Annotated in this window: 11 protein-coding genes and 1 pseudogene; 9 read left to right on the forward strand and 3 right to left on the reverse strand. The window is 72.9% G+C overall.

All coding sequences use genetic code 11. The annotated features are described in order from the left end of the window. Positions 1-37: 37 nt before the first annotated feature. A pseudogene (locus tag ACQPZW_RS20580) lies at positions 38-685 on the reverse strand (TIGR04282 family arsenosugar biosynthesis glycosyltransferase); the annotation flags it as partial. Continuing rightward, positions 682-1,341, reverse strand: coding sequence for a glycosyltransferase family 2 protein (locus ACQPZW_RS20585; protein WP_433796531.1), 660 nt, complete (start codon positions 1,339-1,341; stop codon positions 682-684). The gene ACQPZW_RS20585 and the pseudogene ACQPZW_RS20580, both read right to left, overlap by 4 nt. A 155-nt stretch (positions 1,342-1,496) precedes the next feature. On the opposite strand from ACQPZW_RS20585, the gene ACQPZW_RS20590 reads away from it, so the two are divergent. The 3 genes from ACQPZW_RS20590 (at position 1,497) to ACQPZW_RS20600 (ending at position 5,671) form a co-directional block, all read left to right on the forward strand. After that, positions 1,497-2,543, forward strand: coding sequence for an NAD-dependent epimerase/dehydratase family protein (locus ACQPZW_RS20590; RefSeq protein ID WP_433796532.1), 1,047 nt, complete (start codon positions 1,497-1,499; stop codon positions 2,541-2,543). A 79-nt stretch (positions 2,544-2,622) separates the two neighbouring features. Beyond that, on the forward strand, positions 2,623-3,885 hold the full coding sequence (locus tag ACQPZW_RS20595) for a hypothetical protein (protein ID WP_433796533.1): 1,263 nt from the start codon (positions 2,623-2,625) through the stop codon (positions 3,883-3,885). Between the two features lie 100 nt (positions 3,886-3,985). Then, a complete protein-coding gene (locus ACQPZW_RS20600; protein ID WP_433796534.1) occupies positions 3,986-5,671 on the forward strand; it encodes a DUF1996 domain-containing protein in 1,686 nt (561 codons plus the stop codon). Positions 5,672-5,823: 152 nt separating this feature from the next. On the opposite strand, the gene ACQPZW_RS20605 is transcribed toward ACQPZW_RS20600, so the two are convergent. Next, positions 5,824-7,440 (reverse strand): S8 family serine peptidase, encoded by a 1,617-nt coding sequence (locus tag ACQPZW_RS20605; RefSeq protein WP_433796535.1) that lies wholly within the window; start codon positions 7,438-7,440, stop codon positions 5,824-5,826. A 207-nt stretch (positions 7,441-7,647) separates the two neighbouring features. Between ACQPZW_RS20605 and ACQPZW_RS20610 the strand changes: the two genes are divergently transcribed. The 6 genes from ACQPZW_RS20610 (at position 7,648) to ACQPZW_RS20635 (ending at position 16,444) form a co-directional block, all read left to right on the forward strand. Next, positions 7,648-10,179 carry a putative bifunctional diguanylate cyclase/phosphodiesterase gene (locus ACQPZW_RS20610; protein ID WP_433796536.1) on the forward strand — a complete coding sequence of 844 codons (2,532 nt, stop codon included), beginning with the start codon at positions 7,648-7,650 and terminating at the stop codon, positions 10,177-10,179. 110 nt (positions 10,180-10,289) lie between these two features. Continuing rightward, positions 10,290-11,816, forward strand: coding sequence for an AMP-binding protein (locus tag ACQPZW_RS20615; RefSeq protein ID WP_433796537.1), 1,527 nt, complete (start codon positions 10,290-10,292; stop codon positions 11,814-11,816). Between the two features lie 75 nt (positions 11,817-11,891). Beyond that, positions 11,892-12,068, forward strand: coding sequence for a hypothetical protein (locus tag ACQPZW_RS20620; RefSeq protein ID WP_433796538.1), 177 nt, complete (start codon positions 11,892-11,894; stop codon positions 12,066-12,068). Beyond that, positions 12,065-12,757, forward strand: coding sequence for a hypothetical protein (locus ACQPZW_RS20625; protein WP_433796539.1), 693 nt, complete (start codon positions 12,065-12,067; stop codon positions 12,755-12,757). Before ACQPZW_RS20620 ends, ACQPZW_RS20625 begins: the two co-directional genes overlap by 4 nt. 2,512 nt (positions 12,758-15,269) lie before the next feature. Beyond that, positions 15,270-16,166: a CHAT domain-containing protein gene (locus ACQPZW_RS20630; protein WP_433797587.1), complete on the forward strand. Its 897-nt coding sequence runs from the start codon at positions 15,270-15,272 to the stop codon at positions 16,164-16,166. Then, positions 16,070-16,444, forward strand: coding sequence for a CHAT domain-containing protein (locus ACQPZW_RS20635; RefSeq protein WP_433796540.1), 375 nt, complete (start codon positions 16,070-16,072; stop codon positions 16,442-16,444). Before ACQPZW_RS20630 ends, ACQPZW_RS20635 begins: the two co-directional genes overlap by 97 nt. Positions 16,445-16,553 lie beyond the last annotated feature (109 nt).

Below are 16,553 nucleotides of genomic sequence, written 5' to 3' on the forward strand. Positions count from 1 at the left end.
GCAGCCCGGTGTCGCCGACGTCGGGCGGCAGCCCGGTGTCGCCGACGTCGGGCGGCAGCCCGGTCGCGGCGGCGGCGAACCGGCTCTGCGGTGGGCACAGCGCGGCCACCGTACGGACGTCGTCCGCCGTGTCCACGTCGCGCAGCTCCGGCAGCAGCGCGACACGCAGCCCACGGCCCCGCAACGCGGCCAGGGTGCTCGCCCCGGTGTCGGCGGTGGACGTGACGATGCCACCCAGCACCGTCGCGTCCCCGGCATCACGCAGGCCCAGCGCCCACCACCCGCCGTCGACGGCCGGGCCCAGCACCGCCCCCGGACCGTCCGGCTCGTGCAGCAGCGCCAGCGCCGCCTCCAGGTGCCCGGCCGTGACCTGCGGGGTGTCCATGCCGATCAACACCGTCACCGCGCCGGCCGAGCGCGTGTCGGCGAACGCGTTGACCAGCCGTTCGTCCAGGGGGCCACCACGCTGGCGGAGGGTCACCCAACCCTCCGGGGCGGGGTGGTCGCCGTCGACGACCAGGGTCCGTACCGCCGCGGCGGTCGCCGTGACCGTGTCGAGGGTGTCGGCGAGCGCCGCCGCCGCGATCCCGGCCGCCTGCTGCGGGGTGCACGGCGGGCACAGCCGGGTCTTGACCCGCCCGGGCACCGGCGCCTTGGCCAGCACCACGATCTGCGAGACGCTCACCGGGCCAGCACCGCACTCATGTCACGGACCGCGCGGACCGTGCCGAGCACCGTGCCGGTCACCTTGGATTTGGTCCCGGCGGCCCGCGGGTGGTAGTCGACGTCGACCTCCACCACCCGCCACCCGGCCCGGCCCGCCGCGATCAGCAGCTCCAGCGGATAGCCGAAGCGCCGGTCACGCAGCCCCAGCGCCAGCAGATCCTCGCGGCGTGCCGCCCGCATCGCGCCGATGTCGTGCACCGGCAGGCCACTGGTACGGCGCAGCCGGTGAGCCAGCACGGCGTTGGCGGCCCGCGCGTGCAACGGCCACACCCCGCGGGCGGCGGGGCGGCGCCGGCCCGTACCCAGATGAGCCCGGCCGGACCGGACCGGTGCCGCCACCCGCGGCAGTTGCGCCGGATCGAAGGAGCCGTCGGCGTCCATCACGCACACGATCCCGTCGGCCGGGTCGGCGGCCACCACACCGGCGTGCACGGCCGCGCCGTAACCGGGCTCGGTCACGGTGATCACCTCGGCGCCGCAGGCCCGGGCCACATCGGCCGTGCCGTCGGTCGAGCCGTTGTCCACCACGATCGGCCGGTAGCCGGCCGGCATCCTGGCGAGCAGGTCCGGCAGGGCCGCGGCCTCGTCGCGGCAGGGAAGAACCACATCGGTCATGCCGTCGGACGCTAATCACGAACCGGCCCGCGAATCCTTACCCGCCGATGACGAATCCTTACGAGACGATGACGTGACCAGCCATTCCTTACGAACCGCTGACGGTCGGCCGCGATCGGCGCCGACCGGCGTGCTCCGGCCCTACGGTCGGCGCCGTGACCCATGTGCTCGTGACCGGCGGAGCCGGCTTCATCGGAACCCATGTCGTGACGGCCCTGCTGACGGCCGGCCATGACGTGACCATCGTGGACGCCGGCCACCCCGGCGCCCACCGCACCCCGCCGGACGGCGTGCCCGGGGCGGCGCTGCACCGCATCGACGTCACCGACCGGGCCGCCGTCGCCGCCGCCCTGTCCGGCGTCGACGCGGTGATCCACCAGGCGGCCATGGTCGGACTCGGCGTCGACCTCGGTGACCTGGCGGAATACGTCCGCTGCAACGACCTCGGGACGGCGGTGCTGCTCGCCGAGATGGCCGGCGCGGGCGTTCACCGGCTGGTGCTGGCCAGCTCCATGGTGGTCTACGGCGAAGGCGTCTACACCTGCCCGGTGCACGAGGCGGTACGCCCGGCCCCGCGTGACGTCGCCGACCTGGCCGCCGGCCGGTTCGAGCCCGCCTGCCCCGACTGCGGAGCGGCCCTGGCGCCGGGGCTGATCGGCGAGGACGCACCGCTCGACCCGCGCAGCGTCTATGCGGCGACCAAGGTCGCCCAGGAACACCTCACCGCGGCATGGGCGCGGCAGACCGGCGGCAGCGTGACGGCCCTCAGATATCACAACGTGTACGGGCCTGGCATGCCCCGCGACACCCCGTACAGCGGGGTCGCCGCCCTGTTCCGGTCGGCGCTGGAAGCCGGGCGGCCGCCCCGGGTCTTCGAGGACGGCGGTCAGCGCCGTGACTTCGTGCACGTACGTGACGTGGCCGCGGCCAACCTCGCCGCACTGGACGCGACCGGAGCCCGTACCGGCTGGCGCGCTTACAACGTCGCCTCCGGCCGTCCCGCCACCGTCGGGCAGCTGGCCGCCGAGCTGGCCCGGGCCGCCGACGGTCCGGCCCCGGTGGTGACCGGCGAGTTCCGGCTCGGCGACGTGCGCCACGTGGTCGCGTCCCCGCGGCGGGCCGCCGAGGAGCTCGGGTTTCGGGCCGCCGTGGGTCTCCCCGAGGGCGTTGCCGAGTTCGCGCACGCGGCCCTGCGCGGATGAGCAGCCGCTCCGGCCCCGCGCGGGTGGGCAGCGGCTCCGGCCCCGCGGGGTGGGCAGTCGCCCGGATCGGATCGCCGCCATGGCAGCGGTCGGCCTGTTCGCGCTGGCGTCGATCACCGGGGCCGTGCTGACCCTGCTGGATCGGCCGGTCTACGCCACCGCGGCCCCCCTGTTCGCCAAATGGCTCCCGCACCTCGGCCCCGGCACACCCCTGGCCCTGCTGGTGGCCGTCCTGGTCGTCAGCCGCGGCCCGGACCTCACCGCCCGCCTGCCCTGGCGACGGCTGCTCGGCCTGTCCTACCCGGCCGCCGTCGCCTGGACGCTGTCGCTGGCCCTGATCGACGGCTGGCAGCGTGGTGTCGCCGGCCGGCTGACCAGCGAACACGAATACCTGCACGAGGTCCCCGGCATCACCGACATCCCGGCCACCCTGGCCGTCTTCACCACCCGCATCCTGGACTTCCAGCCCGACTCCTGGACCACCCACGTGTCCGCGCACCCGCCGGGAGCGCTGCTGGTGTTCGTCTGGCTGGACCGGATCGGCCTCGGCGGCGGCGCGTGGGCCGGGCTGCTGTGCATCCTGGTCGCCGGGCTCGCCGCGATCGCGGTGCCGCACACGGTACGGCTGCTCGGCACCGACTCCGCGGCCCGCGCGGTGCTGCCGTTCACGGTGCTGTTCCCCGGCGCGGTGTGGGCCGGTGTGTCCGGTGACGGCCTGTTCATGGGCGTCACCGCCACCGGAGTCGCGCTGCTGGCCCACGGCGCCGTCCGCGGCCGGGCCCTGGCCGCCGTCGCCGGTGGGACGCTGCTCGGGTTCGGCTGCTACCTGTCCTACGGGCTCGTCCTGATGGCCCCGCTCGCCCTCACCGTGGTGGCGCTGTCGCGGCGGTGGAGCGCGCTCGGATGGGCGCTGGCCGGGGCGCTGCCGGTGGCGGGTGTGTTCACCGCCTACGGGTTCGACTGGTTCACCGGCTACCACCTGCTGATCGAGCGCTACTACCAGGGCATCGCCACCGACCGGGCGTACGCCTATTGGGTGTGGGCCGACCTGGCCGCCGTGGTCGCCGCCGCCGGACCGGTCGCCGCCGTCGTCCTGCGCCGCGCCGTCCTGACCGCACGCCGGCCGGGCGCCGCGCTGCTGCCGCTGGCCGCCCTGGCCGCGATCGTCGCCGCTGACCTGTCCGGATACAGCAAGGCCGAGGTGGAACGCATCTGGCTGCCGTTCAGCGTGTGGCTGCTGTCGGGCACGGCCCTGATCCCGGCGGTGGACCGGCGTTTCTGGCTCGCGGTGCAGGTCACGGTGGCCCTCGCGGTGAACCATCTGCTGCTGACCAACTGGTAGTGCGGCTATTTCTTACCAAACAATGACGTACCAGTAGAAAAGTGACCCGTCCGCTCCCCGGGGGCCGTACCCCACGGCGACACACCTTCGAGGAGGACCGATGAAACGCAACCTCAACCGGCCCGCCCGGATCGCCATGGCGGCGGCGGTGCTGGCGGCGACCGGGGCGCTCACCGTCACGTTCGTCACCAGCGGCGGCAACGGCACCGCCGACGCCGCCACCAGCCTCGACCAGTACGTGCCGATCCAGCAGGTCCAGCCGAACGTGCGGGCGCCGAAGCCCGGCCCGGGCGCCTCCACCGGCCGGTTCACCGTCGACTGCGGCACCAACGGCAACGGCAAGTTCAGCCCCGACAACCCGGTCGCGCAGCCCGGGATCAAGAACGGCGCCGAGCACGTCCACGACTTCGTCGGCAACAAGGCCATCACCGCGAGCTCGTCGAACGCCGACCTCGACGCCTCCGGCACCACCTGCCGCAACGGCGACAAGTCGTCGTACTTCTGGCCGGTGGTGCGCATCGACCGCAGCGTCCGCGGCAGCGACCAGGTGAAGCAGGCGCTCGCCCGTACCCAGCCGATGGTCGTCTGCCCCTCGGTCCGCGACCGCCTGCCGGCGGTCCCCGCACGCGCACGGGCCACCGTCGACCGGCTGCTGACCGAGTTGGACCGCCTGACCGCCGACGCGAACCAGCGGATGACCGCCAGCCGTGGCCGGATCGACACCCGCCTCAACAAGCAGATCCTCGACGGGCTGCGCGAGCGCCGCGCCGGCCTGACCATGCGGATCAGCTCACTGATCGGCGGCCGCGCCGGCCTGGTCTCCCTGGTCGACTGCGACGTCAGCTACGACGGCATGCACGCCGCGATGCACGGCGCCTCGCACAGCACCGCCACCCCGGCCGCGACCCCGCAGGTCCAGTGCCCGACCGTCCGCGACAGGCTGCCCGGCGTCCCCCAGGCGGCCGTCGCCGAGGTCGACCGCAACCTCGACGAACTCGACCGGCAGATCTCCGAGGCCAACGAGCGCCTGGTCAGCAGCCGGGCAGACGCCGGCAACGCCGTTCTCGGACCGCTGCGCGCCAAGCGGGTGGCCGTGCTCGACCGCATCGCCATCGCCATCGGTCGGCACACCGCCCGCCCGCAGGGCCTCGCCGCGCTGGCCACCTGCACCCTCAACCAGGCGCCGGCCACACCGGCGCCCAGCACGTCCGCGCTGCCCGACCCGCAGGGCCCGAACCTCGAGCTGCCCGGCAACACCGGCGGCATCGTCCGCCCGGCGCAGGTCCTCATCGAATACCGCGGCAACGCCACCGGCAAGGTCGTGCCGATGCCGAAGTTCCTGCGCGCCCTGACCGGCGACGCCAAACCGACCAGCCGTGGCCCGGCCAACGCCCGCGCCGGCTGGACCTGTTCCGGCTTCACCGACCGGCTCTCCGACAAATACACCGTCTGCCCCGCCGGCAGCCGCGTCCAGCGCGTGCACGACTTCCCCGGCTGCTGGGACGGCGCCAACATCGACAGCGACAACCACCGCAAGCACGTCGCCTTCGCCGACAGGACCACCGGTGCCTGCCCGCAAGGCTTCACGGCGATCCCCCAACTGCGGATCACCATCTCGTACGACATCCCGCGCGACGTGCAGACCCGGGGCCAGTACGCCCTCGACTCGTTCCCGGAGGAGAACCACAATCCGTTCTCCGACCACGACGACTTCATCAACGTCAACTCGGCCCGGACCATGCAGCGCATCGCCACCTGCATCAACAAGGGCAGGAACTGCTCCTGACCCACTGACGGGGCTGCCGGGAGGTCGGCTGATGATCGTGCATTCCGCTCGACATCGACACCGCCGACCCGCCCGGCAGACCGGCCCCGGCGTGGTGGGTCAGGACCACGTCCGTGCCGACCCACCCGACAGGCCGGCTCCGGCGTGGTCGGTCAGGACCACGTCCGTGAGGCCCAATAGCTGCCACTCCAGCTGCGTGCCGACCACGACCGGGCCGACCAGGACCGGGCGGACCAGCCGTCCGCGGTCCACCCCGCGGCGCTCCACGAGCGGGCGGTCCAAGAGATGCCCGACCAGCTGCGCGCCGCCCAGACGGTGCCGTTCCACGTCTTGCTCGTCCAGGAGGTGCCGGTCCAGGCCGATCCGGCCCAGACGGTGCCGTTCCAGGATCCGCCCGTCCAGGATCGGCCGGCCGCCGCTGCCGCCGTCCACGTTAAGGGCTTCCACGGCTGGTTCATGATGTCGCGCTCGCCGGTCAGTTCGACGCCCGAATCCGGGTCGGCGACGTGGGCGGAGCCGCGGGCGCCCTCGAGGGTCCCGAGGCCCAGCGCCCGGGGAAACACCTGCAGAGCGAGGGCCGGGGTCGACGCCGCGACCGCTGCCTGCACGTTCAGTTGGCCGGCGCCCTGAGCGATGGCATCGATGCCCTTCATCGGCACGGCGGTGCTCGTCAGCAGCTTCTTGACCTGGTCGGGTGTCAGGTTCGGGCGTTGCTGCAGCAGCAGCGCCGCTGCGCCGGACACCACGGCGGCGGCCTGAGAGGTGCCGCTGCCCTTGAAGTAGCGGCCGGTGCCGTCGGCGACCAGGCCCTCCGGGTAGGTGGCGTCGACGAAGGATCCGGGGTCGCGCAGGGAGGAGATCGAACGACCGGGTGCGACCAGGTCGGCGTGGCGGAGCAGGTTGCCCCGGGTGCTGAACGTGCCGATGGTGTCGTCGTCGCGGGTGTTGCTGGTCCCGGCGATGTCCGAGCCGCCGACCGCGATGACGTACGGGTTGATCGCGGGGTTGCCGACCCGGGTGGCGGTCGGTCCGTCGTTGCCGACCGAGACGACGACGACGATCCCGGCGCGCCAGGCGGCCTCCACCGCGTACGACAGCGGGTCGAGCAGCGGGTCCTGCACGGAGTCCGTGCCGAACGACAGGTTGAGCACGCGGATGTTGACGCCGGGATCGTTGCGGTGGGCCACGGCCCAGTCGATCGCGGCGATGACCTGGGACACGTCGACCGCACCGTCGGCGGCGGCCACCCGGAGGTTGACCAGATGGGCGCCGGGGGCCACGCCGACGTATCCGGTGAACTTGCCCTCCTGACCCGCTGCGACCTCCGGGTCCCGCCCGGCGATGATGCCGGCCATGTGGGTGCCGTGCCCGAAGGTGTCCTGGTTGCGCAGGTTAGGGGCCTGTGACTCGAACGAGAGGTCCGGCCCGTTGATCACCTTGCCGGGTTGGGCGAGGCCCTTGACCGGGGCGATGCCGGAGTCGATCAGCGCCACACCGATCCCCTGCCCCGTCAGCTGCCGGCCCGCGGTGTCCTTCTTCCCCCATACGGCCGGTGCCCCGATGACGGTGGTGACCTCCGGCAGTGTGGTCACCGTCGGGTCGACCAGCCATGACTTCTTCGACGTCTTGATCGTGGTCGTCGCGGCCTGTGCCGGCCCGGCGAGTGCCGGCGCGGCGATCGTGCCCGCGGACACGGCCAGTGCCGCGGACAGCACGGCCGTCGGCCACCTTCTGTCGGGGCCGAGGCGTCGTCGGGCTTCGGTGCTCATGCGTTCTCCTTCGATAGCCGCCACGGGATGCCGGTCCCGCTTTCGGTGGCCTCGTCGTCGGCAGGTGAGCGGAGGACCTGAGCCTTTTCCGCCGGACCCTTCGGGCGCCGCCGGTGACCGATTGCGGATGTCCGGGCGCCGGATCCTCAACCGGCGGTGGCGACGGCCGATGAGGCTGGCTCTGAACCGCACAGGATTCGAGGAGACATGACGCGACGTTGGTCTCGGCCGGATCGGCAGGTCGCGGCGCTGACCATGGTGTTGGCCGCGGCGGCGCTGGCCGCCGGCGGGGTGCTCCTGGCCGCCAACGACGGGCCACTGCTGACCGGGTCCGGGTCGCTGGCCTGCCTCGTGGGCCTGGCGGTGGTGTTCGGCCTCACCGAGGGCTTCGCGATCCACGTGCGGGTCCGTCGTGGCGGTCACGCCATGAGCGTCACCGAGATCCCGATGGTGATCGGCCTGACGGTGCTGAATCCGCTGCTCGTGGTCGTCGCCCGTACCGTCGGCGCCCTCGTCGGCCTTGCGGCCCTGCGGCGCCAGCGCGGGCGGAAGCTGGCGTTCAACATCGCGCAGATCAGCCTCCAGGCCACGGTGGGCGTCGCCGTGTTCGGCGCGCTGGCCGGAGCGGCCGACGGGATGGCCGGCCCGCGCGAATGGCTGGCCGCGTACGCGGCCATGGTCGCCGCCGACCTGCTCGCCATCATCATGCTCACCGCGGTGATCAGCCTGTACGACGATCCGTCGGAGTGGCGGCGCCTGCCGTCGGCCATGCGTGACCTCGGATTGGTCCTGATCGCCACCAGCATCGGCCTGATCAGCGCGATCGTCATCCAGAGCAACCCGTTCGCGGCGGCGATCCTCGCCGTCCTGTACGCGGTCGTCTACGTCGGCTACCGCGGGTACGTGCGGCAGAGCCAGGGCAACGAGCAGGTCGAGAACCTCTACGCCTTCACCAGCGCCCTGGACAACTCGCTGGAGACCGATCAGCTGATGGGCGTGATCCTCGAGCAGGTCCGCGACGAGTTGCGCGCCGGCGAGGTCGAGCTGATCCTGCCGGGCAGCGCCACGGAGGCGGGACTGCGGGTCCGGCTGTCCGGCCCGGGACGGATCGACGAGACCCTGACGTACGAAGCCGAGCCGGACTCGTGGTGGAGCCCGGCCGCCACCGGTCAGATGGTCCTGATCCCCGCCGATCCGGCGCGGCCGGGCGGGCCGGTGGACGCCATGGCGGTACCCGTCCCGGTCGGTGGCGGCGTGACCGGCGTGCTCCTGGTGACCGACAGCCTGCCCGACATCGACACCTTCACCGCGGAGCATCTGCGGCTGCTGCACGCGATGGCCAACCACGCCAGTGTCGCTCTGGCCAACGCCCGGCTGGTGGACCGGCTCCGCCACGAGGCCGTGGAGAAGGAGCACCTCGCGCTGCACGACCCACTCACCGACCTGCCGAACCGGCGGCACCTCTACCGCCTGCTCGACGCCGCACTGGCACCACAGGGCGGCGCCACCGCGCTCACCGCCGTGCTCATGATGGACCTCGACCGCTTCAAGGAGATCAACGACGGGCTCGGTCACGATGTCGGCGACGTGCTGCTGCGCGTCGTGGGGGAACGGCTGCGGAGCCGGTTGGACGGCCGCGGCACCGTCGCCCGTCTCGGCGGCGACGAGTTCGCCGTCATCATCCGGGTCGCCTCACCGGACGACGCGACCGCGATCGGACAGGATCTCGCCCGCGACCTCGAACGGCCCGTACACGTCGACCACCTCACGCTGTATCCGCGCGCCACCGTCGGTATCGCGTTGGCCCCTGAGCACGGCCTGGACAGCGGCACCCTGCTGCGCCGCGCGGACGTCGCGATGTACGCGGCCAAGCAGAGTCGCGGCGGAGTGCGCGTCTACCGGACCAGCGACGACCAGAACACCCCGCACCGGCTCGCGCTGATGGGGGAACTGCGCCAGGCCATCGACAACGACGAGACCACGGTGGTGTTCCAGCCGAAGATCGACCCGGCCACGGGTGCGGTCGTCGGAGCCGAGGCGCTGTCGCGATGGCATCACCGTGAACACGGGTTCATCACGCCGGACCTGTTCGTGCCGCTCGCCGAGCATTCCGGCCTGATCCGGCCGTTGACCGTGCACGTGCTGGGTGTGGCGCTGCGCAACTGTGCGGCATGGCGCCGTGCCGGCCACGACATGCACATCGCCGTCAACCTGTCGCCCAACACCCTGGTGGACGAGACGCTCCCGGACATGGTTCTGCGGCTGCTGGCCGAGAACGACGTTCCGCCCACGGCGCTCACCCTCGAGATCACCGAGGGCATTCTGATGGCGGACTCCGACGACAGTCTCGAGACCCTTCAGCGTCTGCGCCGCCTCGGGATCAAGATCTCCATCGACGACTTCGGCACCGGTTACTCCTCTCTCGGCCGGCTACGCGACCTTCCCATCGACGAAGTCAAGATCGACAAGTCTTTCGTACGCCACGCGGCGCACGATCAGCGTGATCAGGCCCTCGTCCGCTCCATCGTGCAGCTCGGTCACGCCCTCGGCCTGTCCGTCGTCGCCGAAGGCGTGGAGGACGAGACGACCTACGGCTACCTCGCCGACACCGGATGCGATGTCGTGCAGGGATATCACGTCTCGCGGCCACTACCGGAGGACAAGTTCGCCGTCTGGCTGCGCGACATTCCGGCGTCAGGCGTCGACCACGAAGCCGGCCGGGTCGCGGTGGCGGGGTAAGACCGCTCGGCACCGCGACTCGGCGTGCGCACCCGGCACGTCCCCGAGTAGGTTCGCGATAGCAGGCAGTCGGCTGTCCGGATCTCGCGGTGACGGCAAAGGAGCTGTGCATGTTCTTCCACCTGGGTGTTCGTGACTTCCTCGACCGCGCGGAGCTCGTCTACGGCGACCGGACCGCGGTCGTCGACGAGCCGGATCAGCCCGCACCCTCGTGGGGCGCGCTCACCTACCGCGAGATGGCCGCCCGCGCCCGTGGGCAGGCCGCCGCCCTGGACGAGCTCGGCGTGCCGGCCGGTGGGCGGGTCGCGATCGTGTCGCACAACTCGGCGCGGATGCTCACCTCGTTCTTCGGGGTGTCCGGCTGGGGGCGGATCCTGGTGCCGGTCAACTTCCGGCTGGCCGCCGCCGAGATCGGCTACATCGTGGAGCACTCCGGTGCCGACGTCCTGCTGGTCGACCCGGAGCTGCGCGGACTGCTCGACACCGTCCGTACCAAACATGTCTTCGTCCTCGGCGACGACGACCAGGCGGTCTTCGGCAACCGGGAGCAACCGCGGCCGTGGGCCGGCGACGAGGCGGCCACCGCGACCCTCAACTACACGTCCGGCACCACCGCCCGGCCCAAGGGCGTGCAGCTCACGCACCGCAATCTGTGGCTGAACGCGGCCGTGTTCGGCCTGCACACCACCGTGACCGACAACGACGTGCTGCTGCACACGCTGCCGATGTTCCACGCCAACGGGTGGGGGATGCCGTACATCGTCACCGGTCTCGGTGGCCGCCACATCGTGCTCCGCAAGATCGACGGCACGGAGATCCTGCGCCGTATCGCCGGGCACGGCGTGACACTGCTGTGCGCGGCCCCGGCGGTCGTCAACGCCGCCCTCGACGCGGCACGGACCTGGGACGGTGAGATCCCGGGCCGCGACCGGGTCCGCATCGTGGTGGCCGGGGCACCGCCGCCGACCCGCACCATCGAACGGGTCCGCGCCGAGCTGGGCTGGGAATTCATCCAGATCTACGGGCTCACCGAGACGTCGCCGCTGCTGACGGTCAACCGGATGCGTACGGAGTGGGCCGCCGCCGAGCCCCACGAGCAGGCCCGCCTGCTGGGCCGTGCGGGCACACCGGCTCTCGGGGTCCGGCTGTCGGTCGACGCCGGAGGCGAGGTGCTGGCCCGGTCGAACCACAACCTCGACGGCTACTGGGACAACCCGCGCGAGACCGCCCGCGTGCAGGAGGGCGACTGGTTCCACACCGGCGACGGGGGCACGTTCACCGACGGCTATCTGACCATCTCGGACCGGAAGAAGGACGTCATCATCAGTGGGGGCGAGAACATCTCCTCGATCGAGGTGGAGGACGCGCTCAGCTCGTACCCCGCGGTCCGTGAAGTCGCGGTGATCGGCATCCCGGACGAGAAGTGGGGCGAGCTGGTGACCGCGCTGGTCGTCACCGACGGCTCACCGGTGACCGCCGAGGAGCTGATCACCCACTGCCGCGAGCACCTGGCCGGCTACAAGTGCCCCAAACGCGTGGAGTTCCTGGACGCGCTGCCGCGTACCGCCACCGGGAAGGTCCAGAAGTTCAAGCTCCGTGAGCCCTTCTGGCAGGGCCGGGACCGGCAGGTCAATTAGGACGCACCGGCGGTGGTCCACCGATGCGCCGCGGTCGGCTACCATCCGAGCCCTGCCACCGGCGAGGGGAGAGCGATGTCGACCGCCGAGGAACCGGAGCGGGCCGAGGAAGCGTACGAGGGCGACTTCCGCATCAGGGGCGACGGAAAGGTCGAGGTCTTCGACGGTGTCGCCTGGCGCCTCTACCGGCTGCTGCCGAGCGCCGATCCGGGGCCGATCGTGCGCGAGGCGATACCGCCGGAGCATCGATGACCCTGCCCGCCGGGCCGGAGGTCCCGCGAGCCGGTAACCCGCTCGACGCCGTACCCGACATGCGCGCGACGGCGAAATGGACGGTTGCGGCCTTCGGTGCCGTCGGCGCGGCCCTCCTCGGCGCGGTTCCACCGGCGGCGTTCGGCAAGATCGACACGGTCGGTGGCGTCCTCCTCGCCGGCAGCGGGCTGCTGCTCGCGCTCGCCGGGGTCGGCTGGGCGATCTGGCACACCGCCGACGCCCTCACCCCGCCGGTCACCGTGCTGTCCACGATCGAGGAGCTACCCGAGCTCAAGGCACAGGTCGACGCCTCGCCCCGGTCGTTCTTCGGCGAGTTCGGCGGATCGGTCACGGAGCTGGGCGCCGCGCGCCGCCTGCACGCCGCCGCCGAGGCCAACTTCGAGGCGGCCCTTCCCGGCGAGTCCGACCCGGCCCGCCGGTCGGCGATCGAGCAGGCGCTGACCGCGGCGCGGGCCAACGCCAGCCAGGCGCTGGCGCTGCAGACCCGGCTGCTCGAGTTCGCGCACGCCTGGCAGGTGCGGGCGGCGCTACGGCGTGCCCAGGTCCAGGCCGCGGTCGGCGCCGGGGTGACCGTGCTCGGCGTCGTGCTGCTGCTCGGCGCGGCCGTCCATCTGCCCGCCGGCACCTCGCGGCCGGCGCCGTCGGCGAGTGTCTCGAGCCATCCGTGATCGAGTGGCCGGAACCGGCCCGGATCCCGGACGGCGTCGACGGGGCCGACGCGCTCATTCCGGCCCACATCCGTACGCCGCTGCATGCGGTGCGAGCCGCGATGGCCGACCGGAACATGGTCGCCGCCCGGCCGGCGTTGGTCGAGTTGATCGCCCGGGCCGGGGAGGATCCCGACTACCGGTGGATCTGGGCGGCCGCTCAGCAGGAGCTCGGCGAGATCTCCTCGGACGACCTGCCGGCGGCCATCGCGGCGCTCGAGGCAGCGGCGACCTACTATTCGCCCACGGTCGTCCCGGCCGAGTTCGCGAAGATCCAGAACAATCTCGGCGCCGCCTACCTCGCGCTCGGCAGCGGCGATCGGCGGGCCGACGTGGAGCGCGCGCTCGCCGCCCTGCGGGCCGCGGTCGACGTGCGCAGGCGCCTGGGCGACGGCTACGGGACGGGTCGCAGCCTCAACAACCTCGGCAACGCCTACCTCGAACACGGCGATCGGGACCGCGGCATCGAGTGCTACCGGGCCGCACTCGCCGAACACGATCTCCTCGCCCACCCGGGCGACTTCGCGATGGAGCACACCAACCTCGCTCTGGCCTACCAGGCACGGGCCGCCGCACACGCCGACAGCGCCGAGGCCGTCCGCGACCTGGATCTCGCCATCCGGTCGTTCTGCCTGGCCCTGCTGGTCCGGCGCCCGGGCCGTTCGCCGGCCCATCGAGGCCTGGTCGGCAGCCTCCGGGACACCGTGACCGCCCGGCTCGACGCCACTCCCGAGCCGGCCCGCGCCGGCGTGTGCGCGGCTCTGCACCAGGCCGTACGCGAGGCGGGCGGGTCCTTCGAGCCGGCCACCGGGGCCGATCCGCAATGGCTGCCCGACCCGGCACTGTTCGACGAGTACGCCGATGCCCTGGGCCGGATCATGGCCCTTCCCGACCTGCTGATGGAGCTGCTGCCGTCGCCCGCGGTGCAGTCCGACGCCCGGTTCCGGGCAGCCCTGCTGCGCGGCGCACTCGACAGCCCCGACGTGCTGGCTCCGGGCTTGCGCGGGCTCCTGCTGATCGAGCTGGCCGCCGCCCTGGGCGAGACCTCCGGCGCGCGTCAGGAGGTGATCGAGACGCTCACCGCCGCCGTCGAGCTGATCGACCCGGACTCCGACCGCGTCCGCTCGGCCGATGCGCGGGTGAGGCTGGCCGGCGAGTACTCGATTCGCCCGGACGGCGATCACGCGGAGAACATGGAGCACGCCCTCCGTCACGGCCTGGCCGGAGCCGCGGCCCTCCGGCGGGAGACCGAGCCGATGCTGTGGGCGGCGGCGCAGCAGCAACTGGGCCGGATCTACCGCGACCGGGTGTTCGGCGACGCCCGCGACAACGCGGGGCGCGCCCTCGATGCCCTCGTCGCGGCGCAGGAGGTGTTCACCCGGGTCGATCACCCCCGCGAGTGGGCGCTGCTCCGCAACACCGTCGGCACCCTTCTGCGTACGGGGCCGTTCCGCCGGGAGGCGCCGCCGGCCCGCGTCGTCGAAGCGTTCACCGACGCGCTCACCGTCATCACCCGCGAGGACGCCCCCGACGAATGGGCCGGCATCACCGGCAACCTCGGGCTGGCGTTACTCGACGACGGTGCGCCGGAGCCGGCCATCGAGGCGTTCACCGCGGCACTGGCGGCCCGATCCCGCCGGGACACGCCGCGCGAGTGGGCCGAGCTCCAGCACAACCTCGGCAAGGCGTACGCCCGTGCCGGCCGCGACCCCGACCGGGCCCTGTTCCACTACACGCGCGCCCTCGAGGTGCAGACGCTCGCGGAACGCCCGTTCGACCACCGGGTCACGATGGGGTCCATCGGCATGGTTCACGCCGGACGCGGGCACTGGCAGCAGGCGCACGAGGCTTTCGCCGAGGCCCGGCGGGCGAGCGATCTCCTGCTGAGCCGGGTGACCACCGGCACGCACGGCGTCGACGAGGTGGTCCGCGCCGGCCACGAGGCGAACGAGCTCGACGCGTACGCCCTCGCCATGCTCGGACGCGACGCCGAGGCGGTCATCGCGGTGGAGCAGGGGCGTTCCCACGACATGGCCGAGGCGCGCAGGCTGCGGTCGGCCGATGCCTCCACGATCGCCGATCCGGGCCTTCGGGAGCGGTTCGTGGTGACCCGGGATGCGCTGCTGGCCGCCCGCCGGGCGGTCGACGCCGTGCCGTGGCGGCAGTCCGGCAACGACCCGGAGGTGCTCGCGGCGACCCGGGCGCTGGACGCCGCCGTCCGGGCCCACGCCGCCGTCGCCGCCGAGGCCGGCGCCCCGGTCGCGCCGGACGACGAGATCCCGGACGACGTCGTCTACCTGCTGCACACCGAGTGGGGCGGCCTGGCGCTCACGGCCCGGGGCGCCCTTCCCCTGCCGGGCCTCACCGACGCGCTCGTCGACGACCTCGTGCAGCAGACGCTGCCCGACCGGCGGGTGATCGGCGGCTTCGCCGTCGCGCAGGAGGGCGTGACGCTCAACTGGGTCGCCAACCAATGGCCGGGCGCGACCCTCGCCGACCGCTTCACCGCGCTGATCGGGCACTCCCCGCACGCCCCGGTCTCGGTGGCCCTGCGCGTGGTGCTCGACGACGAGCGCCTGGCCGATGCACTGGGCACACCGCCGGCGGAGCTGGACCGCGAACGCCTGGGCGCCGTGCGCGGTGCCGTGGCCCGGGCCCACCTGCGGGTCGAGACCGATCGGTGCCTGCGGGCGCTCGGCACGACCGTGGTCACGCCGGTGGCCCGGCACGTCGAGAGACTCGGGCTCGCCGCGGTGACGGTGGTGCCGTGCGGCCTGCTGCCCGCGCTCCCGATCGCCGCCGCACCGGTCGGCGCCGGCCCCGACGACGAGCCGGAGACCTGGACGACCTTCGCCGACCGGCAGCCCGTCATGATCGCGCCGAGCGCCCGGCGGATGCCGGCGGCGTCACACCCCGGGCCGGGGTGTTCGCGCTCGGTGACCCCCGCCCGACCCATCAGCCGCTTCGCTGGGGCGAAGCCGAGGCACACACCCTGGCCGAGCTGGGCGGTGACCCCGGCCGGGCCCGGGTCGGCGATGCGGCGACGCGTGCCTGGCTCCTCGACGCCATGCGCGACGGCGAGCTGGTCGGCGCGGCGTGCCACGGCTACTTCGACGGCCGCGACATCCTGCGCTCCGGTCTGATGCTCGCCGGCGGCGAACGGTTCACCCTGGCCGACGCGTTCGCGCTGCACGACGAGGTCAGCGGCCTGCCCCTGCTCATCCTGTCGGCCTGCCAGGCGGCGGTCGTCGACCTGCGGGGTCGGCCGGCGAGGTGCGCAGCCTGCCGACCGGGTTCCTGCAGGCCGGCGTACGGTCCGTGCTCGCCCCGCTCTGGACGGTCGACGACCACGCCACCTACCTGCTGGTGACCCGCTTCGCCCACGAATACCTGCCGACCGGCCGGGCGACGCCCGCCGCCGCGCTGGCCCGCGCCCAAAAATGGCTACGCACCGTCACGAACGGCGAATTGGTCGGCGCCCGTGCCGGCGGGTCCTCCGACCGATACTCGGCCGACCTGGCGAAGCAGCTCACAGCAGCTGTCTTCGCGGCCGCCGACCCCACCGGCCGCCCCTATGCCGACCCGATCTTCTGGTCCGGCTTCCAGGCGTACGGCGTCGAGAACTGTCAGGTTTCTGACTCTCAGTGATCAACTCTGATCGGTAGCCGGCCCGGCTCCGTACCTCGGCGCGGAGGGGTCATGAGTGCTCACGGTTTGGATGATCGGTCCGAGGAGTTACGCACGGCGATAGCTCGCG

The organism is Actinoplanes sp. CA-252034 (assembly GCF_050956125.1).
Lineage (GTDB): Bacteria > Actinomycetota > Actinomycetes > Mycobacteriales > Micromonosporaceae > Actinoplanes.

Bases quoted from the DNA above. Each gene is read 5' to 3' on its own strand.
- ACQPZW_RS20585 (WP_433796531.1), bottom strand. From the start codon at position 1,341: ATGACCGATGTGGTTCTTCCCTGCCGCGACGAGGCCGCGGCCCTGCCG.
- ACQPZW_RS20595 (WP_433796533.1), top strand. From the start codon at position 2,623: ATGGCAGCGGTCGGCCTGTTCGCGCTGGCGTCGATCACCGGGGCCGTG.
- ACQPZW_RS20600 (WP_433796534.1), top strand. From the start codon at position 3,986: ATGAAACGCAACCTCAACCGGCCCGCCCGGATCGCCATGGCGGCGGCG.
- ACQPZW_RS20605 (WP_433796535.1), bottom strand. From the start codon at position 7,440: ATGAGCACCGAAGCCCGACGACGCCTCGGCCCCGACAGAAGGTGGCCG.
- ACQPZW_RS20610 (WP_433796536.1), top strand. From the start codon at position 7,648: ATGACGCGACGTTGGTCTCGGCCGGATCGGCAGGTCGCGGCGCTGACC.
- ACQPZW_RS20615 (WP_433796537.1), top strand. From the start codon at position 10,290: ATGTTCTTCCACCTGGGTGTTCGTGACTTCCTCGACCGCGCGGAGCTC.
- ACQPZW_RS20620 (WP_433796538.1), top strand. From the start codon at position 11,892: ATGTCGACCGCCGAGGAACCGGAGCGGGCCGAGGAAGCGTACGAGGGC.
- ACQPZW_RS20625 (WP_433796539.1), top strand. From the start codon at position 12,065: ATGACCCTGCCCGCCGGGCCGGAGGTCCCGCGAGCCGGTAACCCGCTC.
- ACQPZW_RS20630 (WP_433797587.1), top strand. From the start codon at position 15,270: ATGGCCGGGCGCGACCCTCGCCGACCGCTTCACCGCGCTGATCGGGCA.